18 protein-coding genes are annotated in these 21,681 nt (G+C 40.1%); 8 read left to right on the top strand and 10 right to left on the bottom strand.

Annotation, left to right across the window (positions count from 1 at the left end; translation table 11 throughout):
* The first annotated feature begins 344 nt into the window (after positions 1-344).
* A complete protein-coding gene (locus I6F42_RS16030; protein ID WP_197152785.1) occupies positions 345-1,331 on the top strand; it encodes a hypothetical protein in 987 nt (328 codons plus the stop codon).
* 86 nt (positions 1,332-1,417) lie between these two features.
* On the opposite strand, the gene I6F42_RS16035 is transcribed toward I6F42_RS16030, so the two are convergent.
* A complete protein-coding gene (locus tag I6F42_RS16035; protein WP_197152795.1) occupies positions 1,418-3,043 on the bottom strand; it encodes an endonuclease in 1,626 nt (541 codons plus the stop codon).
* A gap of 303 nt (positions 3,044-3,346) precedes the next feature.
* On the opposite strand from I6F42_RS16035, the gene I6F42_RS16040 reads away from it, so the two are divergent.
* From I6F42_RS16040 to I6F42_RS16055, 4 genes are all read left to right on the top strand, one after another.
* Complete coding sequence (locus I6F42_RS16040) at positions 3,347-5,161, top strand: assimilatory sulfite reductase (NADPH) flavoprotein subunit (RefSeq protein WP_197152797.1); 1,815 nt, start codon at positions 3,347-3,349, stop codon at positions 5,159-5,161.
* Between the two features lie 61 nt (positions 5,162-5,222).
* Entirely contained in the window at positions 5,223-6,920 is a 1,698-nt protein-coding gene (gene cysI, locus I6F42_RS16045) for an assimilatory sulfite reductase (NADPH) hemoprotein subunit (RefSeq protein WP_007582193.1), read from the top strand.
* A gap of 43 nt (positions 6,921-6,963) precedes the next feature.
* The gene (locus tag I6F42_RS16050; RefSeq protein ID WP_007582191.1) at positions 6,964-7,704 is read left to right on the top strand and encodes a phosphoadenylyl-sulfate reductase; all 741 of its coding nucleotides are present in this window, start codon (positions 6,964-6,966) and stop codon (positions 7,702-7,704) included.
* A gap of 145 nt (positions 7,705-7,849) precedes the next feature.
* A complete protein-coding gene (locus I6F42_RS16055; RefSeq protein WP_197152799.1) occupies positions 7,850-8,398 on the top strand; it encodes a DUF4124 domain-containing protein in 549 nt (182 codons plus the stop codon).
* Here the strand turns inward: I6F42_RS16055 and I6F42_RS16060 are convergent, their stop codons facing one another.
* The 4 genes from I6F42_RS16060 to I6F42_RS16075 all read right to left on the bottom strand — a co-directional run bounded on the left by I6F42_RS16060 (position 8,399) and on the right by I6F42_RS16075 (position 12,917).
* Complete coding sequence (locus I6F42_RS16060; protein ID WP_007582187.1) at positions 8,399-8,653, bottom strand: hypothetical protein; 255 nt, start codon at positions 8,651-8,653, stop codon at positions 8,399-8,401.
* A 403-nt stretch (positions 8,654-9,056) separates the two neighbouring features.
* Positions 9,057-11,801 (bottom strand): aconitate hydratase AcnA, encoded by a 2,745-nt coding sequence (gene acnA / locus I6F42_RS16065; protein ID WP_197152801.1) that lies wholly within the window; start codon positions 11,799-11,801, stop codon positions 9,057-9,059.
* A gap of 202 nt (positions 11,802-12,003) precedes the next feature.
* The gene (locus I6F42_RS16070; protein ID WP_197152802.1) at positions 12,004-12,432 is read right to left on the bottom strand and encodes a hypothetical protein; all 429 of its coding nucleotides are present in this window, start codon (positions 12,430-12,432) and stop codon (positions 12,004-12,006) included.
* Positions 12,433-12,533: 101 nt separating this feature from the next.
* The gene (locus tag I6F42_RS16075; protein WP_010554787.1) at positions 12,534-12,917 is read right to left on the bottom strand and encodes an RNA-binding S4 domain-containing protein; all 384 of its coding nucleotides are present in this window, start codon (positions 12,915-12,917) and stop codon (positions 12,534-12,536) included.
* 245 nt (positions 12,918-13,162) lie between these two features.
* Here I6F42_RS16075 and I6F42_RS16080 point away from each other — a divergent pair, with 245 nt between their 5' ends.
* Positions 13,163-13,450 carry a hypothetical protein gene (locus I6F42_RS16080; protein WP_007582180.1) on the top strand — a complete coding sequence of 96 codons (288 nt, stop codon included), beginning with the start codon at positions 13,163-13,165 and terminating at the stop codon, positions 13,448-13,450.
* A gap of 55 nt (positions 13,451-13,505) precedes the next feature.
* A complete protein-coding gene (locus I6F42_RS16085) occupies positions 13,506-14,171 on the top strand; it encodes a hypothetical protein (protein ID WP_197152803.1) in 666 nt (221 codons plus the stop codon).
* Between the two features lies 1 nt (position 14,172).
* On the opposite strand, the gene I6F42_RS16090 is transcribed toward I6F42_RS16085, so the two are convergent.
* From I6F42_RS16090 to glnA, 5 genes are all read right to left on the bottom strand, one after another.
* Positions 14,173-14,631 (bottom strand): cyclic nucleotide-binding domain-containing protein, encoded by a 459-nt coding sequence (locus I6F42_RS16090; RefSeq protein ID WP_197152804.1) that lies wholly within the window; start codon positions 14,629-14,631, stop codon positions 14,173-14,175.
* 29 nt (positions 14,632-14,660) lie between these two features.
* Positions 14,661-16,046, bottom strand: a complete 1,386-nt coding sequence (ntrC, locus tag I6F42_RS16095; RefSeq protein WP_007582175.1) for a nitrogen regulation protein NR(I) — start codon at positions 16,044-16,046, stop codon at positions 14,661-14,663.
* 14 nt (positions 16,047-16,060) lie between these two features.
* Entirely contained in the window at positions 16,061-17,131 is a 1,071-nt protein-coding gene (gene glnL, locus I6F42_RS16100) for a nitrogen regulation protein NR(II) (RefSeq protein ID WP_197152805.1), read from the bottom strand.
* Positions 17,132-17,213: 82 nt separating this feature from the next.
* Complete coding sequence (locus I6F42_RS16105; RefSeq protein WP_197152806.1) at positions 17,214-17,735, bottom strand: DUF4124 domain-containing protein; 522 nt, start codon at positions 17,733-17,735, stop codon at positions 17,214-17,216.
* A 113-nt stretch (positions 17,736-17,848) separates the two neighbouring features.
* Positions 17,849-19,255: a glutamate--ammonia ligase gene (gene glnA / locus I6F42_RS16110; protein WP_024594310.1), complete on the bottom strand. Its 1,407-nt coding sequence runs from the start codon at positions 19,253-19,255 to the stop codon at positions 17,849-17,851.
* 507 nt (positions 19,256-19,762) lie between these two features.
* Between glnA and typA the strand changes: the two genes are divergently transcribed.
* Positions 19,763-21,586, top strand: a complete 1,824-nt coding sequence (gene typA / locus I6F42_RS16115) for a translational GTPase TypA (protein ID WP_010554793.1) — start codon at positions 19,763-19,765, stop codon at positions 21,584-21,586.
* The last annotated feature ends 95 nt before the right edge of the window (positions 21,587-21,681 follow it).

The raw sequence follows: 21,681 nt of genomic DNA on the forward strand, positions 1-21,681 counted from the left end.
GGGTAAATCAGCTCTTAGGCTGGGATGTATAGGCAAAAGGTCGTGCATGGTTGTTTTTAATACAGTTAATCTGACAATCAGCTTTACGTTAAAAATTATAAAACTACACAAAATGATTTAAAATCATTATAAATCAATGGCTTGTTTTTATTTTTAAAGAATTTTATCACTGTTTATAGCGGGAAATAGTGTTAATGGCAGGTTATTATCCTTTAGTCTTAGTGGTTGTAAAAATCGCTTTGTTTGAAAAGCTTATTGGTAGCAGCCGTTAATTTCGTTTTATTTGTGGTGAAATAATACTTCTGTTACTTTCGGATTGTTAATAACAACAATAAAGAATAGAGATGCAACTCAACTCCCCTAAATCAATTGGTATTTTACTTGGTACGCTTTACGGCATATTTATGCGGCTGTTTGTAGAGCTAGTCAATGCTTATAATTTAGGTAGCTTAGTCTCTATATCATTTATGTTTTTAGTGCCTGTTGCTATTGGCTATATTCGTATTCACTTTGAGTACAACGAATCAAAAACATTAACTAAAAGGCAAATGATCACGATTGCTTGGCAGCCTATTTTTGTTTTTTTATTTGTAAGTGTAATTACTTTACTTGAAGGGAGCATTTGTGTGGCAATGGCTTTGCCTGCTTTTATGTTTTTTGCCAGCATTGGTGGGTTACTTGCGGGCTTTGTTAGAAAACGTAAAATAAAAAAAGCGAATAGTTCTTTATTATCAATCGCGTTGTTACCTATATTGCTCTCACCTATTGAAGTTAACTTTTTACATTTATCAAAAACATACGAAGTAACAAATTCAATAGCTATTAACGCGCCCATCAATGTTGTGTGGCAGCAGTTAGCTAATGTGAGTGACATAAAACCACAGGAAGTGCCTTTTTCACTCACTCAATTAATTGGTGTACCAAAGCCATTAAAGGCAAGTATGAATGCTAGCGGTATAGGCGCTGTTCGTACAAGTACTTGGCAAAAAGGCGTTGTGTTTAAAGAAGTAATAACCGACTGGCAACCAAATAAACAGATGCTTTATAGATTTGATATAGACCCAGATGCTATCCCCGATGACGCACTCGATAAACACGTAAAACTAGGCGGTGAATACTTTTCACCTCTTTACGGTGGATATGAGTTAAGTGAAGATAAAAGCGGCAATACGATTTTAACGTTAAAAACGACCGTGCAAGATAATACAAATTTTGGTGTTTATTCGCGAATATGGGGTGAGGTGATATTTCAAGATTTTCATTACACACTTTTAACGTTGATGAAAAACAGAGCTGAAAAATCACTTATCGCAGTTGCTTCTTATAATTAGCTTAAAGCATTGTGTTTATAAAAATATTACACGCTAAAAGGTAAAGCCTTTGCATTTGCAAAGGCTTTTGTTTTAACTGCTAACTTTTACCAGATCATTTCTACAAATTCAGGGTGGTCGATATACGGGTTACGATTACCTTGAAATTCAAACGCTGCTTGGTTACGGTCAAGTTCCATTTGGCTTACAGGATCGCTGTTATGCCAGTTAAGCAGCATGGCTACAACCCAGTTCTCGAATACTTGGTTGCTTGAACCATTAAGTACAGCATTACTTGAGGTCGTTTTTGTTTGCCAAGTGCCTATTACATTTTCGTAGCGCGTTGCCATGTAAAAATAAGCACGTGCAAAGTCACCTTTAAATTCGTCAATTGGCTCAAATACAGTACCTGAGTAATTTAATGAACCTGCGGCAGAACCTAATTTACTTCCGTTAGTTGATGTAAATGAAGCGCTTGCTACTTCACCAAATGGGAAGTTACTACGTTTTGAGTTTACATAACCGTCGGTTGCGTAAATATGATGCACATCTGAGTTCATTGGCTCAATAGTGCCGCCAAACCAGCTTTTAGGAAATGAATGCTCACGGTTGTAACAGCCGCCTTCTCCACTATAGTTACCACATTGATCGCTCACCGCAGCATAATTGTAGCTATCTGAGCCGTTTGGTTTTTCGCTATACATATCTAAAATGCTGTTATCGTTTTCAAAGTATGTATCACGTGCAGATGAGTCGTAAAAATTCCAAATAGCCGAGTAACCCTGTGCATTATGATCTTTAATAATATTATAAAGCTCAGTTTTTAGTGAATAGCCCGATAGCCCTTGAGCTGTAACATAGTAGCCAGTGGGTGTTGGGTTGATCCCGCCGCCATCACCAGAGCCACTGCCTAAAGTAAATGCCGTGCTGTCTGTATTATTAAAACTTGCACCGCTAGCAAGTGTGGTAGAGCCTTGCTTAAGCGCATAACTGCCATTACCTGTTGAACAACACATGCCATCGCCGTAGCTGTCGTTAATAACAAGTGTGTAAGTTCCATCAGTTAGGCATATTTGCTCATCATACTGAGTGTTTGATGCGTAACCACTGCCGTTAGCAACAGCACTACCTTGATTGTTATTAACGGCCCAGCTAGTTTCGCTACCGTAATTATCGGTATTAAGCGTTAGTGTAAGGCTATTGTCGGTACAACTTGTTGATGCGTTGCCATCAGCATTTGGTAAAAAGTTATCTACGTATACGGTTTCGCTGCCATCAAATCCACTTACATCATAAAACCTAAGCCCTACGCTAATTGTTTTATCACTATTTGCTGTATAGCTATGGCTAACTGTTTGCCATTGGTTAGTTTGTGCCTGATTTGAATAGCCTTGATAACCATCTACATACAAGCGAGCTTTAATTTTACCTTCGGTGTGGTAAACATCAGCCGAAAAGTTATAGATTTTACCCGCTTCTACAGCAACTTGTTGTAGTAAATCAGTGTTACTTTGCGATCCTGTAGTTACATTTACAGCAGCAGAGCTACTACCGCTTTTAACTGTACTGGTTGAGCGCGTTAAGCTGATTCCGCTATCAATAGTGCTCCAAGAACTAGGTGTATTACCTGACCATTGTTCAAAGCCGCCATTAGCTACATTGGCCATTACAGGTAATGAGCCAAGTAACAATGCGGTACTAAGTAGTTTATTTTTAGATTTCCCGTGTAACATAGTTGTTCCTATTTTTATTTTGAATGAGGAATATACCCTACATTAGTTAGGTTATAAAATTGTTAATTTAAAGTGCTGTAAAAAGCAATAATCGCCCTTTAATCTGTTTTTGAAGGTATTTTTATAAATTAATAACTAAATGGAATATCAAAGCAGATTCTATTCTTTTTTTATCTATGCAGAGCCCGTTATCCTACATACTTAGAAAACCTCAACAGATACGCTCTGGATGAGGTAAAACTCATTTTTAACAATACACAAAGTGTGTTGTGTTTAATTTTCAGGGTTATGGGGAATCGATTCATGTTGTTAGGTCAACTAAATGCTGCGGCAAGCCCGCTATCGCAAGATCAAGTACAAAAGCTGCAAGGTTTAGTGGCTGAACTTAATCCAATTCAACAAGCGTGGGTAAGCGGTTACTTAGCTGCAAATGCTAATTCGGCTGCGTTAGGTGCACCTACGGCAGGCGTACCGGCTGCGGGTGATGCAGCAGCGCTAACTATTTTATATGGTTCGCAAACAGGTAACGCAAAAGGTGTAGCTACCAAAATGAAAGAGCAGGCTGAGTCGCGAGGCTTAGCAGTTAAGCTTGTTAGCATGTCAGATTACAAACCAACAGCCCTGAAAAAAGAAAAGTTTTTAACTATCGTTGTATCTACTTACGGCGAAGGTGAGCCACCTGAAGACGCAGAAACACTTCACGAATTTTTAGCCACTAAAAAAGCGCCAAAACTAGACGATGTAAAAATAGCGGTTATTGGCTTAGGTGATTCTAGCTATGAGTTTTTCTGTCAAACAGCAAAAGATTTTGAAGAACGTTTAAATAAACTCGGTGCACAAACCATATATCAACGTGCTGATTTAGATGTAGATTACGAAGATGAAGCTGCAACATGGATTGCCGGTGCAGTTGATGCATTCGAACCTGATTTAAAAGCGCAGCAAGAAGCCGCTGGTGGTCAAGTTGTATCAATGCCATTTGGCGCACCAACGACCGCTTCAAGCCAATACACAAAGCAAAATCCATTTGAAGCAGAGCTATTAACAGTTCAAAAAATTACCGGTCGCGACTCAACTAAAGATGTACGCCACGTTGAAATTTCGCTTGAAGGTTCAGACATTACTTACACACCAGGTGATTCGTTAGGTGTGTACTTTTTAAATGATGATGTATTAGTTGATGAAGTACTTACACTTACTCAAATAGATGCAACAAGCATTGTAAAAGTAGGTGATGAAGAGCTAAGCGTACGCGGCGCACTTATTGAAAAACTAGAGCTGACTCAGTCATACCCAGGTTTTGTAGAAAAATACGCAATAGCAACTGGTACGCCTGAATTATTAAAGCTTGTAGAAGATAAAGCTGCAATGCGTGCGTATATTGAACCTCGTCAAATATTTGATGTGATTCGCCAAAACCCTGCAAACATTGATGCGCAAACATTAGTAGATTGCCTACGTAAACTACAAGCTCGTTTGTACTCAATTGCATCTAGCCAAGCTGAGGTTGAAGACGAAGTGCATTTAACACTAGGCCTAGTGCAATTTGATGCATTTGATAGCGAGCATTTAGGTGGCTGTACTGGTTACTTAACTCGTCGTGCAGAAGAAGGTTGTAAAGTTAAAGTATTTAGCGAACACAACGACAATTTCCGCCTACCCACTAACGATGATACACCTGTGATTATGGTTGGTCCTGGTACGGGTATTGCGCCGTTCCGTGCATTTTTACAAGAACGTGATTCGCGTGAAGCACAAGGCAAAAACTGGTTGTTTTTTGGTAACCCACATTTCACTCAAGACTTTTTATACCAAGTAGAAATACAGGGTTATTTAAAATCGGGTTTACTTAACAAAGTAGATGTTGCATTTAGCCGCGATCAAGCCGAAAAAGTATACGTACAAGATAAGTTACGCAGTAGCAGTAAAGACGTGTTTGAATGGTTAGAAGCTGGCGCTCACTTTTATATTTGTGGCGATGCAAATCGCATGGCAAAAGATGTACACAACGCCTTGCTTGATATTGTTAAAGAAAACACAGGCAAGAGCAATGAAGACGCAGAGCAATATTTAAAAGATTTGCGTAGCGCAAACCGCTATCAGAAAGACGTGTATTAACCACGTTTCTTATTTTATTTAGCAGCTAGCAGCCGTCACTGTAACAAATTTAGGATTTAAAATGAGCGAACAAGATAAAAACGTAAAACTTTCTGATAACGAACGTTTGAAAAGAGAAAGTAACTTTTTACGTGGCACCATAGAAAAAGATTTAACAGACGAAATTACCGGTGGCTTTACAGCCGATAACTTTCAGCTAATTCGTTTTCACGGTATGTATCAACAAGATGACCGCGATATACGTGGTGAGCGCGCTAAGCAAAAGCTAGAGCCGCTACATAATGTAATGTTACGTGCACGTATGCCTGGCGGTATTATTAAGCCAGAGCAGTGGTTAGCAATCGACAAGTTTGCAGATGACAAAACAAGCTACGGCAGTATTCGTTTAACAACGCGTCAAACGTTTCAGTTTCATGGTGTATTAAAGCCTAATATTAAAGGCATGCACCAAATGCTTGATAGCGTAGGTATAGACTCTATTGCTACAGCGGGTGACGTTAACCGTAACGTGCTTTGTACTACTAATCCCGTTGAGTCTGAGTTACACCAAGAAGCTTATGACTGGGCTGCAAAAATTTCTGAACATTTATTACCAAAAACGAAAGCGTATGCCGAAATTTGGTTAAATGGCGAAAAAGCAGAAACCACAGAAGAGCCAATTTTAGGATCTAACTACTTACCGCGTAAGTTTAAAACCACGGTGACTATTCCACCTAACAACGAAGTTGATGTGCACGCTAACGATTTAAACTTTGTGGCAATTGCTGATAACGGCAAACTTGTTGGTTTTAACGTATTAGTGGGCGGTGGCCTTGCCATGACGCATGGCGATACAGCAACTTATCCGCGCAAAGCCGATGACTTTGGCTTTATTACGCTAGAAGATACCTTAAAAATTGCAGAGCATGTTGTATCTGTGCAGCGCGATTGGGGTAATCGTTCAAACCGTAAAAATGCAAAAACTAAATACACATTAGACCGTGTAGGTGTTGATGTATTTAAAGCAGAAGTTGAAAAGCGCTCAGGCGTTACGTTTGCACCAAGCCGTCCGTTTGAGTTTACTCATCGTGGCGACCGCATTGGTTGGGTTGAAGGCATTGATGGTAAGCACCACTTAACGCTATTTATTCAAAGTGGTCGTATTTTAGACTACCCAGGCAAGCCGCTTAAAACAGGTTGTCGTAAAATCGCAGAAGTTCACCAAGGTGACATGCGTATGACGGCAAACCAAAACTTAATTATTGCTGGCGTACCTGCAGATCAAAAAGCCGTGATTGAAGAGATTGCACGTAGCCATGGCCTGATTGACGACACAGATTCGCAGCAGCGTAAAAATTCTATGGCGTGTGTTTCACTGCCAACGTGCCCACTTGCAATGGCCGAAGCAGAGCGTTACTTACCAAGCCTAGTAGAAAAAACTGAAGCATTACTTGCTAAGCACGGTATACCCGATGACAGCATTATTATGCGCGTTGTAGGTTGCCCGAACGGCTGTGGCCGCGCAATGCTTGCAGAAGCTGGTTTAGTGGGTAAAGGCCCAGGTAAGTACAACGTTTACTTAGGTGGTAATTTAGAAGGTACACGTATTCCTAAATTGTACCTTGAGAACGTAGGCGAAGACGTTTACCTAGAAGCATTCGATAAGCTCATTGGCCAATGGGCAAGCGAGCGCAATGACGGTGAGTGTTTTGGTGACTTTGTTATACGCAAAGGCATTGTTGCTGAAGTAAAAGTATCAGTAACCGATTTTCACGCTTAATTAAATACCAGCGCTTTGGCGCTGGTGAGGTTTGGAATTTACCATGAGTGAATTTAAAAACATTTTACAGCTAGATAAACAAAGCCAAACGGCTATGTTAGCTGATGCTAATGGTTTACTAGCGAATATGAGCGCAGAACAGCGTGTTGCATGGGCGCTTGATAACTTGCCTAATACGGCTTTTTTATCATCTAGCTTTGGTATTCAAGCGGCAGTAATGCTGCATTTAATGACCTCACAACGTCCAGATATTCCCGTTGTATTAACCGATACAGGCTATTTGTTTCCTGAAACGTATCAGTTTATTGAGCAAATGAGTGAGCGTTTATCACTTAACTTAAAGGTGTATAGAGCGCCGCTTAGCCCAGCATGGCAAGAGGCTAAATTTGGCAAACTATGGGAGAAAGGCGAAGACGGCATTAAGCAATATAATCAGCTTAATAAAGTAGAGCCGATGACCCGTGCGTTAAAAGAAATAGAAGCGGGCACGTGGTTTAGTGGTTTGCGTCGCGATCAATCATCTACACGTGCTGATAAACAGTTTGTAGAAATTAGCCGTGGTACCGTTAAAGTCTACCCAATTATTGAATGGTCTAACCGCGACGTGTATCAGTATCTTACTAAGCACGATTTACCTTACCACCCATTATGGGAGCAAGGTTATGTGTCTATGGGAGACGTACATACAACACGTAAGTTAGAACCAGGAATGACTGAGGAAGAAACTCGCTTTTTTGGTTTAAACCGAGAATGCGGACTACACATGGATGGTGACGGTATTTAACGCGACTACGGTGTAGTTAAATTGCAAATAAAAACGCAGCTTCGGCTGCGTTTTTATTTTCTTTTATTAGGGTACAAAAAATTGCCTAATTAAGTATTTTTTATTAGACTCAAGGCAATAAAGGATTAATTAAAGCAGGAACGCTATGAAATACTTTACCTACTTAGCTATATCAATCATGGCTATTGCAGTTATCTCTTTGTTTTATTTAAAAAAGCCCGATGGTCAAACATGGCTTTCTGCATCATCAATTAGCAGTGAATCTCAGCAAATTAAAGAAAAAATGGTTGCGCTATCTAGCAATACTTTGGACCAAGCAGTGCAGGGCGTTAAGCAAGCTGGCGATAAAATTGCGAGCAGTATTTCTGATGAACCAATGCCTGAAAGTACTACCTCAAGCAGCAAAATTTTTAAGTGGCAAGATGAAACAGGCCAATGGCACTTTTCTGATACACCTAACCCGCATGCAAAAAGTATTGAAGTAAAACTCGATCCTAAAGATATTACTGTTATTGCTGCAGAAGACACGTCTATTTTAAATACCTCTCCAAGTACAAATACAATGTCGGCTGCACCAAAGGGGATCAGTATTTTGAACCCAGACTCGGTTAAAAAGTTATTTAATGATGCCGAAAATGTAAAAGACAAACTAGAAAAACGTAATAAAGAAATTAATAATTTAAGTGCACTCTAATTATTTAGAGTGAGTGCTTTTATGGTTTTTTAAATAACGTTTTTCGGCTTCCATCAATAATACGGTTAAATATATTTTAGTGGGAAGCGACAGCAGTACACCTACAGCAATGCATGCCGCGGCTATAATTATTCCTTTAATACCATGATTAACAGTGAAGTAACTCGACACAATTAAAGTGTGGCCAGTCACGATAAGGCACAACCCAAGCACTATTGATGTTTTAAGCAGCCTAATTATCATTGTTTGCGACATAGTTACCTCACTAAGAGTAGCCCTAGGGCCTGTTTATCTTTCGAGGTTAAATTTGCAGCAGTGTGTTTGGTATTTAGGCAAGGCAGAGCCTATGTAGTGTGGTTATTCCCCATGAATAGGCGATAACGTGGAATAAATGCCAAACATGCGCTGCCCGAAGGGTTCTGCCTAGGGGCTATTTACTCTTTGTTGCTCGGTTTTTACTTAGCCCACTAGGTTACAAACCTCACGCCGCGATTAAATAGCCCCTAGGTTGAACAAATTTTAATCCTGAAAGGTCAACAGGCCCTAGTGTAGGCACGCTTTAAATGCTTAGCATTGATTTAAGACAACAAACAGCACACATAAAAAAGCCCAGCTTATTACTAAACTGGGCTTTTAAATGTATTAACTACTGTCTTTGTTAGTCGAGCATATTACGCAGTACATATTGTAAAATACCGCCGTGTTTGTAGTAATCCCACTCTTTAGGGGTATCAATACGTACATCAGCACTCAAGGTTACTTTTTTACCTTCGGCATTTGTAGCAATAACGGTTACTTCATCGGTTTTATCGTACAGGCCATCAATATCAAATTGTTCTTGCCCTGTTAACCCATGTGACTCGTAGCTTTCACCTTCTTTAAATTGCAGAGGTAATACACCCATACCAATTAAGTTAGAGCGATGAATACGTTCATAGCTTTGTGCTACAACGGCTTTAACGCCTAATAAAAGTGAGCCTTTAGCAGCCCAGTCACGAGATGAGCCCGTACCGTATTCCTTACCCGCTAAAATAATGAGTGGAGTATTATTTTTTTGATACTCCATTGCTGCATCATAAATGCTCTCTAGCGTATCGCCAGGCTGAGTACGTGTTACGCCACCTTCAGTACCTGGTGCTAGTAAGTTTTTAAGACGCACATTAGCAAACGTACCACGCATCATTACTTCGTGATTACCACGGCGTGAACCGTACGAGTTAAACTGCGCTTTATCTACGCCATTTTCTTGCAAGTATAAACCTGCTGGTGCATCTGCTTTAATAGCCCCTGCTGGAGAAATATGGTCAGTGGTTACTGAATCCCCAAGTTTAGCTAAACAACGTGCGCCTTCGATAGTAGGGATACCTGGTGGTTCTACTTTCATACCATCAAAAAAGGGTGCTTTTTTAATATAGGTAGATGCGTCATCCCAATCGTAAAGTTTGCCATCTGGTATTTTAATTTGCTGCCAACGGCTATCGCCTTCGTAAACGTTAGCGTAGCTTTTTTCGAACATTTCTTTAGTTACTGTTTCTTTAACTAGGTCACTTACTTCTTTAACGCTTGGCCAAATGTTTTTAAGGTAAATATCGTTACCGTTAGCATCTTGAGCAAGGGGTTCGTTGTATACGTCAATATCGGTTCTGCCCGCAATGGCGTAAGCAACAACAAGCGGGGGGGACGCTAAAAAGTTCATTTTAACATCTTGGTGAATACGACCTTCAAAGTTACGGTTACCCGATAAAATAGAGCTAACCACTAATTTATGCTTTTGAATCGCATCTGATATTTCAGTCGCTAGTGGGCCTGAGTTACCAATACAGGTAGTACAACCATAGCCAACTAAGTTAAAGCCTAAGCTTTCTAAGTCGTCCATTAAGCCGGCTTTTTCTAGGTAGTCTGTAACTACTTTAGAACCTGGAGCAAGTGATGTTTTAACCCAAGGTTTTACATTAATGCCTAACTGTTTTGCTTTTTTGGCAACCAAGCCAGCAGCTAAAATTACACTCGGATTAGAAGTATTAGTACAACTAGTAATTGCAGCAATAACACAAGCGCCATCGTTTAGTTCAAACTCTTGCCCTTTAAATTTAACCTTGGCGGCGCCCATAAACTGCGCTTCGTTGACTGGTTCATCTGGATTTGTTGTTGGCCCTTCACTTTCAATACGAGCTTGTTCTTCGTCGCTATTATCACGACGAGCCATACGTTCATCTTGAAAGTTTTTTAAATGCTGGCTAATCACTTCACCAGCCTTGTCTAGGGAAATTCTATCCTGTGGTCGTTTAGGGCCTGCAAGGCTTGGTACAACATCACCTAGTTTAAGCTCGAGTGTATCGGTATAGCTAGCTTCGTCACCATCGTTACGCCATAAACCTTGGTGTTTTGCGTAATCCTCAATTACCTTTAGGTGACTTTCGTCGCGGTTTGTTAAGCGAAGGTAGTTAATGGTCTCATCATCAATTGGGAAAATACCACACGTAGCGCCGTATTCAGGTGCCATATTCGCTATGGTTGCTCTATCGGCAAGTGGTAAGTCGGCAAGGCCATCACCATAAAACTCTACAAATTTACCCACTACACCATGGTTACGCAGTATTTCGGTTACCGTTAACACTAAATCTGTAGCGGTAGTACCTTCAGGTAAGCGGCCGCTTAGCTTCATACCGACTACTTGTGGAATGAGTAAGCTAATTGGCTGACCAAGCATGGCTGCTTCAGCTTCAATACCGCCTACACCCCAACCAAGCACACCTAAGCCATTAATCATGGTGGTGTGAGAGTCAGTCCCTACAAGCGTATCTGGGTAAGCGAATTTTTTGCCGTCGCGCTCTTCATTAAAAACAACGCGCGCTAAGTATTCTAAATTTACTTGGTGGACAATACCGGTTGCAGGTGGCACTACTTTTAAATTATCAAAAGCGGTTTGTCCCCAACGTAAAAATTCATAACGTTCTTTATTTCGGTCGTATTCAAGTTTTGCATTTAAATCAAATGCACCATCGTCTCCGTAGCCATCTACTTGTACCGAATGGTCAATAACAAGTTCAGCAGGTGATAACGGGTTTATTTTTGCAGGATCTCCACCTAGTTTTTCCATTGCGTCACGCATCGCGGCTAAATCTACAATAGCGGGTACACCGGTAAAATCTTGCATAACAACACGGGCGGGAGTAAAGGCAACTTCAGATGCAGGCTTTGCTTGAGGATCCCAATTAAGAAGGGCTTGAATGTCTTGTTCTTTTATATTTGCGCCATCTTCGTTACGAAGCAGGTTTTCAAGTAATACTTTTAAGGAAAAGGGCAGTCGTTTCGCTTTGTCGCCAAGTCCTTTTAGAGAATGAATATGATATTGCTCACCATTTATTGTGAGCTGATGTTGGGTATCGAAACTATTATTCATTATTTGCCCCTTTATGAATTAGAAAAATATTTTGAAGAGTGACCTCTGTAGTGTTCGAGCTGCAAAGTACATACCAGTGTAAAAAACCGTGTTTAGAGAACGAATTTTATACAGTTAATATAGTAGAGATGATGCTGAAAAGTTTAATTTCAAGAGATGATTTGAAAGAGGTAGGATCAAAAGTTATTTCGACCCTTATTAATTACTGTAACCAACCTTGTTGCTTACCTTTAATACTCAAACAAAGTAAAGCGATGGCAATAACGATTACAAAAATAGGCATAAATACAGCACTTGCGCCAAGTAGCTCAATACTGTTTATGACCACAAAATTATAATATTGCTGAATTAAAATAGCGCCGAGCGATAGCGCAAAAGTAGGTGTTGCCAGCGCGTTTTTAGCAAGTAAAAACAGACAACCAAAAGTGCTTCCAAATACAGCTATAGCAAATGCAATGGTTGACCAAATAGGAACGTTAGAGTAGGCAGCTTGTTGATCTAGCGGAAGTTTACCTATCATTTCGGGTGTCATCATCATGTGCATAGCAAATGCAATAACGCCAAGTAAGTTCCATACGAGTGCCGCCCATACAACGGGCTTAAACCAATTTTTAGGTGTTTTAACAGACATTTTATAACCTTGTTTTTATTATTATTAACTAGGTTATTAAAGAGTAAAAAGGCCAACTATACAAGTTGACCTTTTTATATAAAAAGAGGGCTTTTAAATGCTTAACCAAATGAAATAGGACGACGACCTGTTTTATCATCTACTTTTGGTTTTTTAGTTCGCTTGCGCTTACTTTTAGCTGGCTGATTTGTTGGTTGTGGTGCAGCTTGCTTTGACTCTGCTTGAGTTTGTACCGCAGGTTTTTCTGCAGGGGTTGCATCTTCACTTAGCGCAAGTTTAAAAAATTCGCCATCAAATTCTAATACATCGCCACTGTATAATTTTTTCCGCTTTATTGTACAAATTTCATGGTTAACACCCACATAGCCTTCGGTAATTAGGTTTTTAGCTTGGCCGCCACCTTCAACTAAGTTTAGTACTTTTAATAATTTACAAAGCTCAATCGGCTCTTCTTCTAATTCTATTTCTATGTATTCTTCGTTCATATTTGCTCTCGGTGGGGTAACGCACAAGCTGTAGTATAAAGGCTTGCAGCTACTTTTGCACCAAAGCAAGTGACTTTCGTTAATTGTAATACGTAAATAGTTATGAAATTTTTTATGTATTTTATCTGTCTTTAAAAAAACTGAAGCAATTGAAGAGTAACCTTTGCAGCAGTTAATTTTACGTATGGCCTGCTAATTGCTAAAACTTTGGCGGATTAAATAGTTTTCATTAAATGGAGTAGGAAATGGGCGTAAGATTAGCAATGAAAAAAGAGCTAATGGGATTAGACAATTCAGGTATGTTAACTGCTGACGATGTTAGAGAGCACCTTGCTAATTCTGTAAAAAAGCAAGCTGATCAAGATGAACGCGGTTTTTCTGTAATTTCAAAGTTCAATGATACCCATAGCCGTTTAGTTAGTGGTGATGCCACGAGAAAAACAAAACTCGAGTTTGAACGTCATCGTTTATTTAAAGAAGTTTTATATACTCGCAAAAGTGTTGATGCTTGGTTAGATAGCCAAACAAATTAAATTGCTATAAATAGTTACCTTTAATAGACTACAAGCGTAATCAAAAGGGGTAACTATGAAAAATGGAATTTTAATGTGTGTGTTGGCATTACCATTAGCTGCGTGCCAACAACCTACCGTGTATGTATTTAGTGAAAACTTGCAAGATGAACAGAGCAATCAGCTCGATGCTGCGCTAAAAGCACAATCGCTCCCTTATGAATATGTATCGCTGGCAATCCCATCAGAGTTTGGTGAGGCTACATTACTCTTATCAAGTGACAAAATTTACCCAAAAGAGACTGAGCAGTTAGCTACTATTATGCAGGGGCTAGGTTACGAGCCACAAGTTAACTATACAACGCGTTCAAATCATTTTTATGGTGATGGCAATATAGGCTTTTATCTAAAAAATGTAGTGGCGGGTACAACCTTTGTTATGCCTAAAAAGTTACGAACAACTCAATGCAGCGAAGACAAGTACAATGATTTACTCGTCACATTTACAGATAAATATGCTGACTTTACCTTACCCAGTGACGCTGTTGTAAGGTTAGGTTGGGAGTTTTTATACGGTTACGTTGTCATTTATTACAAAAATTATTCGCAAACATACAGTCACTCACAACCACTTATAAATACGCCCTTTGGCGCCAAACCATCCGATACTTACAGGTTTACAGCTCACGTTAATAACTCCAGCTGGCTTGACTGCTCACTACAAATTATTTATATGGACTGAACTAACCGTGAGTTTCTATATGCTCGCTTAGTTTGGCAATGCGCAGACTCATACCTTCTATAATTCGGTCTTTAATTTTTTCGCGGATAACATTAGGCAAATGGGTGAGGGCTTCAGGGGTAATAGCGAGGACTATACTGTCGGTTTTAGCGCGAGCACTGGTGCTGCGTTCTCGGTTATTTATAAAAGCGCCTTCACCTATAAATTCACCGGGCTCAATAGTACCTAGTTCTAGCAAATGATTATGTTTAAATACTAATAACGCGCCGCTAAGTACAATGTACAAACGTTTGTCGTTATCGTATTGCTTAAATAAAAATTGATGCTGGCTTACTAAATACAACAGGCCGAACGACTCCAATAAGACTTGGCGCTCGCTGAGCGTAAATTCTTTAAAAAAGTGCAGCCTGTTTATAATTTCCATTTGTTTGAATAATGGAATATGCTCGATTAGCTTCATCAATAACCAAATGTGTTAAAAGCGTTTAATCAGCTAATATTGCGCTCTTTTAATTTGCGGGTCAACGTGTTGCGCCCCCAACCAATTTTTATAGCAGCATCTTGCTTATGACCAGAGCAATTAGCCAGTGCGGTTTTAATTAAACGAGTTTCTAGCTGGGCTTGAATATCAGGCCAAATATTTTCTTTGCCTTGTTTAAGCTCTTGATTAAGCCATTGCTGAAACGCATCTAGCCAATCACCTTCTTCTTGGGTTGGCGAAGCATCCAGAATCTCCGGCGGTAAGTCTTGCTCGCTTACAAGCTCACCCGGTGCCATAACTGTAAGCCAGCGACAGGTGTTTTCTAATTGACGTACATTGCCTGGCCAATTAAATAAACGTAATTGCTCAGTTGCCTTAGGGCTCAACACTTTGCTTTCTACTTGTAGCTCTTTAGCGCTTTTATGTAAAAAGTGTTGCGATAAGCTTTCTATGTCCTCAGTACGCTCTCGAAGAGCAGGTAAACGTAGGCGCACAACATTAAGACGATGAAATAAATCATCCCTAAACTTGCCCTGTTTAACTAAATCTTCAAGGTTTTGGTGCGTAGCTGCAATAATACGCACATCTACTTTTATACTTTGATGGCCACCAACGCGATAAAACTCACCATCGGCAAGAACGCGTAATAAACGTGTTTGTACATCAAGTGGCATATCACCAATTTCATCTAAAAATAGTGTGCCGCCATTGGCTTGCTCAAAACGGCCTTTACGCACGCTATCGGCGCCCGTAAACGCGCCTTTTTCGTGGCCAAATAACTCTGACTCAACAAGCTCTTTAGGAATGGCTGCCATGTTAAGTGCAATAAATTGATTTTCTTTACGTGGGCTATGGTTGTGCAGGGCGCTGGCGACGAGTTCTTTACCCGTACCAGATTCACCATTTATTAATACGCTCATGCTTGAAGCCGATAGCTTACCTATCGCTCTAAACACCTCTTGCATAGCGGGTGCTTCACCAATTATGTGGGCACTTTTTGGTGGAGCTTGTTTACGCTTAGTTTTTTTAGTGGAATTTGCTCTGCATGCGCTTTCAACTAGGGCAACCGCTTCGTTTAAATCAAACGGCTTAGCTAGGTATTCAAAAGCCCCTTTTTGGAATGCGTTTACAGCTGAGTCTAAATCGGAGTGCGCAGTCATTATAATAACGGGCAGCCCAGGGTTTTGCTCTGCTATAAGCTCAAGCAACGCCATACCATCCATGCCAGGCATTCGTACGTCAGAAACTAAAACAGTAGGTTGGCTAAACTTTAGGGCGCTTAGTACATCTTGCGCATTAGCAAAGCTCTCTGTGTTAAACCCTGCACGGGTTAGTGCTTTTTCAAGTACAAATCGAATAGAAGCATCATCATCTACAAGCCAAACTGTTTTCATGCAAACTCCAAACATTAATCTGCAAAGGGCAGATAGATATTAAATTCAGTATGTCCAGGCCAGCTATCACATTCTATATAGCCATCATGTTGATCTATCAGTGTTTGCGCTATTGAGAGTCCTAACCCAGAGCCACCTTCTTTATTGGTGATCATAGGGTAGAACAGTGTTTCGCGTACACTGGGATCAATACCTGGTCCGTTATCAGATATTTGGATCAACAAGGCTTTTTTAGGTGCTTTACCTGGGCGACGATGCTGATGATTAATGCGGGTTTTTATTGTTATTTCACCGCCATCTACAAGCGCCTGTTGGGCATTTCGAACAATGTTTAATACCACTTGCTGAATTTTGCCTTGATCAATGTATACATCAGGAATACTTGGATCGTAATCTTTAACTAAGCTAATGTTAGAACAATTATCTAACGTACTTAGCCTTGCAACTGATTCAAGTGATTGATGTATATTGCCATACGATTTTTGCGGAAGTTGATTGGGCCCCAAAAGCCTATCTACTAGTTCGCGTAATCGGTCGGCTTGCTCAATGATGAGCTCAGCACATTGATCTCTTTCTTGTTGATCAACCTCATACTGCAATAACTGCGCCGCTCCGCGAATTCCACCTAAAGGATTTTTAATTTCGTGAGCTAACCCTCTAATTAGGTTTCGGGCAGCTTGATATTGATGCATTTGATTAGACGCTTGGTCGTGCTTAATTTCGTCATCGGTTTGGCGCCACTCAAATAAAATATAAAGCGAGCCATTAAACTTAATTTGTCGTGTACTTACGGTTACTTTTGCATGGCGAGAATCGCTAAAAACCACGTCAGCTCTATGCTGCTGGCAATCTACGCCTTCAACTAGTGAGTATTGTTCTATACGCTGTAAATCGATTGAATGGTAGTTAAAAAGGCTATCAAACGGTTGATCTAATAGGCGCTTATTACCAAGGCCAAGCAGCTCGCTGGTACTGGTATTGGCATATACAACGGTGAAGTTTTTATCAAGTAACATGATAGCGGTTGTTTGATTTTGCCAAATGGCATCGAGTAGCTCAGGGCTAAAGTTTTTATTATTAATCATAGCTGCACCATTTTAGTGCGTGGATGTTTGCAAGCAAGTTATATGGTTAAATACACTGCTGCACGTTTAGTAATGCCCCAATTTAGTTACCTGGGTTTAGCCCTTTTCGGTGCATAAAAAATATGCAGGGTTCGCTTGTAGCAATAACTTGGTTTTTACTATTAAAAAGCTTTAATTGTAGTGTGTGCTGACCACGTTCTACATCTCTAATTGCAAAGGTTGAGCTGTCACTGGCTGGGCCGTGTGCTTTACCATCAATAAAAAGTTGTATAGTAAAACCAGTTTCAAAGCGTGGTTTTATTCGGCTAGTTACATAAACAGTGCCGGTATTTTCACGAATAGTCTGGTTATGATCAGGTGAGGAAATAGCAATACTAAAGGCCGCTTGTTGAGGCTGAGGTTGCTCGTCAAAAATGTCAGTATTTGTTGCAGGCATATTAAGATCTTGGCTGGTGAGCTTTACCTCTTGGGCCCCTTTATGAGGGGTGTCTGAGAACACTAATACGCCATTTTTATCTTTCCAAGCGTATATTTTTGTTTCACCGGCATAACCATAATTACTTAATCCTAAAGTAATTAATAGTAATAAAATCTTGTTATTCACTCTGCAGCCCTGCATTTTTATCGGTAACTTAACTTTAGTGGAGATTGACTAATTTTACCATTAAAAAAGCCCGCAAAGCGGGCTTGAGAACACACATATTTTTTACAGCTTAATTAACAGCTGTAGTACATTTCAAACTCAACTGGGTGAGTTGTCATGTTAAGCTTTTCAACTTCTTGAGACTTAAGTGAGATGTAAGCATCGATTAAGTCATCAGTGAATACGCCACCTTGAGTTAAGAATTCACGGTCTGCGCTAAGTGCAGATAGTGCTTCGTCAAGTGATGCTGCAACAGTTGGAATTTCTGCTGCTTCTTCAGCTGGTAAGTCGTATAAATCTTTATCCATAGCATCGCCAGGATGGATCTTGTTTTTGATACCATCAAGGCCAGCCATAAGCATTGCTGAGAAAGCAAGGTATGGGTTAGCAGTTGGATCCGGGAAGCGTACTTCAATACGACGACCTTTTTCAGATGGAACCACTGGGATACGGATTGATGCAGAACGGTTACGTGCAGAGTATGCAAGCATAACGGGTGCTTCAAAACCTGGTACTAAACGTTTGTACGAGTTAGTAGACGCATTTGCGAAAGCGTTAATTGCTTTAGCATGCTTGATGATGCCGCCAATGTAGTAAAGTGCATCTTCAGAAAGACCGCCGTACTTATCGCCAGCAAAAAGGTTAACACCGTCTTTAGCTAAAGACTGGTGACAATGCATACCAGAACCGTTATCACCAACAACTGGCTTAGGCATAAACGTTGCTGTTTTACCGTATAAGTGAGCCATGTTATGGATAACATATTTCATTTCTTGAATTTCATCCGCTTTTAATACCATTGTATTAAAGCGAGTAGCGATTTCGTTTTGACCTGCTGTTGCTACTTCGTGGTGATGTGCTTCTACTACTTGGCCCATTTCTTCTAGAACTAGACACGTAGCTGAACGCCAATCTTGGAAGTCATCAACTGGAGCAACAGGGAAGTAACCGCCTTTAACACCTGGACGGTGACCAGTGTTGCCATCTGCATATTCTTTATCTGAGTTCCAAGCAGCTTGCTTAGAATCAATTTTGTACATAGAACCAGACATATCTGATTTGTATTTAACATCGTCAAATACGAAAAATTCTGGCTCAGGGCCAAATAAAACAGTGTCTGCAATGCCTGTAGAACGCATGTAATCTTCAGCACGCTTAGCAACAGAACGCGGGTCGCGCTCATAGCCTTGTAGTGTAGAAGGCTCTACTACGTCACAACGTAAAATTAATGTCGCTTCTTCAGTGAAAGGGTCTAGTTTGATTGACTCAGGAACTGGCATTAATACCATGTCTGATTCGTTTATGCCTTTCCAGCCTGCAATTGAAGAACCGTCGAACATTTTACCGTCTTCGAAAAAATCTTCATCAACTTGGTGATGAGGAATCGATACATGTTGCTCTTTACCCTTAGTGTCAGTAAAGCGTAAATCAATGAACTTGACGTCATTTTCTTTAATAAAATCTAAAACCGATTGTGACATGTGTCCTCCAACTATTGGGTTTTGTTATTGCTGCATAATTGCTTTGGTATTTACTAAGCTGATTTTGTGCCATTATTGTAACTGGCTGTTTATAAATTAAAAAAATATCATTGCATCAAAATGGAATATATAAATGCACCATGTTGGTGCGTAAATATTCCATTTTAGTGCAAAATTTACAGAGCGTAATTTGTTGTTAATTTAATCAGCTGAAATTAGCATAACCTAAATGTAAAAGAGTAACAAAAAGATCGGAAAAATAGCCAAAAAGACTGTTTTTCAAAAAAATATTGAAATTTAATTCATATAATTGTCATATATAAAACAGATACTTAGTAAAAGTATTGAGAAAGTTTTAAAATATGTATTGGATAAACTTTCATCCATGTCATTAATGAGGGATAATATGCGCCCTTTTAAATCCTATGCTGGGACATCTCGCGAAAGCGTGGATGAGTGCGTAGATCTTGCAGGATCATTGAGAATTTAATTTCTCTGAGTAAATATATGAGCATCGAAAAGTTAAGAAATATAGCGATTATCGCGCACGTTGACCACGGTAAAACAACTCTGGTTGACAAACTACTTGAGCAATCAGGTACATTAGAAACACGCGGCGGTAACGAAGAGCGCGTGATGGACTCAAACGACATTGAGAAAGAACGTGGTATTACCATTTTGGCTAAAAACACAGCCATCTCTTGGAACGACTACCATATCAATATCGTAGATACTCCGGGACACGCCGATTTCGGTGGTGAAGTTGAACGCGTACTTTCGATGGCTGACTCAGTATTATTACTTGTTGATGCTCAAGAAGGTCCAATGCCACAAACGCGTTTCGTTACGCAAAAGGCATTCGCGCAAGGCTTAAAGCCAATCGTAGTTATCAATAAAATTGATAAGCCAGGTTCACGTCCTGATTGGGTTATGGATCAAATCTTTGATTTATTCGACAACCTTGGCGCAACTGACGAACAGTTAGACTTTAAAGTAATCTACGCTTCAGCTATCAACGGCTGGGCAACACTAGATTTAGACGAGCCATCAGACAACATGGAACCTATGTTCAAGATGATCGTTGACGAAGTATCACCACCGGATGCAGATCCTGAAGGTGACTTCCAAATGCAAATTTCTCAACTAGATTACAACTCTTATGTTGGTGTAGTTGGTATTGGTCGTATTAAACGTGGTTCTGTTGCTCCTAACCAACAAGTTACTATTATCAGTGCTGATGGCACTACACGTAATGGTAAAATTGGTGCAGTACAAAGCTACCTAGGTCTTGAACGTATCGAAACTGATAGAGCTTACGCTGGTAACATCGTAACTGTAACAGGTATTGGTGAGCTTAAGATTTCTGATACAGTTTGTTTTCCAGGAAACGTTGAAGCATTACCACCATTAAGTGTTGATGAGCCAACTGTAACAATGACATTCTCTGTAAATAACTCACCTTTCTGTGGTAAAGAAGGTAAGTTTGTAACGTCACGTAATATCCGTGAACGTTTAGACAAAGAATTAGTACACAACGTAGCACTTCGCGTTGAAGATACTGGTAGCCCAGATAGCTTCCGTGTTTCTGGTCGTGGTGAATTACACCTAGGTATCTTAATCGAGAACATGCGTCGTGAAGGTTACGAGCTTTCAGTTTCTCGTCCAGAAGTTATCTTACGTACTGTAGATGGCGTTCTAGAAGAACCGTTTGAAACAGTTACTATTGACTGTCAAGACGAGCATCAGGGTTCTGTTATGGAACAAGTTGGCCTACGTAAAGGTGAACTTACTAACATGACTCCAGATGGCAAAGGCCGTATGCGTTTAGATTTCATGATCCCTAGCCGTGGTTTAATTGGTTTCCAAACTGATTTCATGACGCTTACTTCGGGTTCTGGTCTTATGTACCATACGTTCGATCATTACGGTCCTCACAAAGGTGGCGACATCGGTGTTCGTAAGAACGGCGTAATGATTGCAAACGCAACAGGTAAAGCACTTACTAACGCATTATTCAACTTACAAGAACGCGGCCGTTTATTCATCGGTCACGGTGTTGAAGTATACGAAGGTATGGTTATCGGTATTCATAACCGTGATAACGACCTTACAGTTAACGCCCTTAAAGGCAAGCAGTTAACTAACGTACGTGCATCTGGTACTGATGAAGCGCAAACGCTTTCTCCACACCTTAACTACTCACTTGAGCAAGCGCTTGAGTTCATCGATGATGACGAGCTAGTTGAAGTAACTCCACTAAACATTCGTATTCGTAAGCGTTACCTTACAGAAAACGAACGTAAACGTGCAGGTCGTGGACCTAAGTCATAATCTATTAATTTAGAATAATGATTTTAAAAGCCGCTGTATTGAAAAATACAGCGGCTTTTTTGTGGTAATAAGCTTAAGACTAAACTATAGAAAAG

The organism is Pseudoalteromonas sp. SWYJZ12, from assembly GCF_015864395.1.
In the GTDB taxonomy this organism is placed as follows: domain Bacteria; phylum Pseudomonadota; class Gammaproteobacteria; order Enterobacterales; family Alteromonadaceae; genus Pseudoalteromonas; species Pseudoalteromonas arctica.

Coding starts and splice junctions, on each gene's coding strand:
- I6F42_RS16030 (WP_197152785.1), top strand. CDS start 345: ATGCAACTCAACTCCCCTAAATCAATTGGTATTTTACTTGGTACGCTT.
- I6F42_RS16035 (WP_197152795.1), bottom strand. CDS start 3,043: ATGTTACACGGGAAATCTAAAAATAAACTACTTAGTACCGCATTGTTA.
- I6F42_RS16040 (WP_197152797.1), top strand. CDS start 3,347: ATGTTGTTAGGTCAACTAAATGCTGCGGCAAGCCCGCTATCGCAAGAT.
- cysI (WP_007582193.1), top strand. CDS start 5,223: ATGAGCGAACAAGATAAAAACGTAAAACTTTCTGATAACGAACGTTTG.
- I6F42_RS16050 (WP_007582191.1), top strand. CDS start 6,964: ATGAGTGAATTTAAAAACATTTTACAGCTAGATAAACAAAGCCAAACG.
- I6F42_RS16055 (WP_197152799.1), top strand. CDS start 7,850: ATGAAATACTTTACCTACTTAGCTATATCAATCATGGCTATTGCAGTT.
- I6F42_RS16060 (WP_007582187.1), bottom strand. CDS start 8,653: ATGTCGCAAACAATGATAATTAGGCTGCTTAAAACATCAATAGTGCTT.
- acnA (WP_197152801.1), bottom strand. CDS start 11,801: ATGAATAATAGTTTCGATACCCAACATCAGCTCACAATAAATGGTGAG.
- I6F42_RS16070 (WP_197152802.1), bottom strand. CDS start 12,432: ATGTCTGTTAAAACACCTAAAAATTGGTTTAAGCCCGTTGTATGGGCG.
- I6F42_RS16075 (WP_010554787.1), bottom strand. CDS start 12,917: ATGAACGAAGAATACATAGAAATAGAATTAGAAGAAGAGCCGATTGAG.
- I6F42_RS16080 (WP_007582180.1), top strand. CDS start 13,163: ATGGGCGTAAGATTAGCAATGAAAAAAGAGCTAATGGGATTAGACAAT.
- I6F42_RS16085 (WP_197152803.1), top strand. CDS start 13,506: ATGAAAAATGGAATTTTAATGTGTGTGTTGGCATTACCATTAGCTGCG.
- I6F42_RS16090 (WP_197152804.1), bottom strand. CDS start 14,631: ATGAAGCTAATCGAGCATATTCCATTATTCAAACAAATGGAAATTATA.
- ntrC (WP_007582175.1), bottom strand. CDS start 16,046: ATGAAAACAGTTTGGCTTGTAGATGATGATGCTTCTATTCGATTTGTA.
- glnL (WP_197152805.1), bottom strand. CDS start 17,131: ATGATTAATAATAAAAACTTTAGCCCTGAGCTACTCGATGCCATTTGG.
- glnA (WP_024594310.1), bottom strand. CDS start 19,255: ATGTCACAATCGGTTTTAGATTTTATTAAAGAAAATGACGTCAAGTTC.
- typA (WP_010554793.1), top strand. CDS start 19,763: ATGAGCATCGAAAAGTTAAGAAATATAGCGATTATCGCGCACGTTGAC.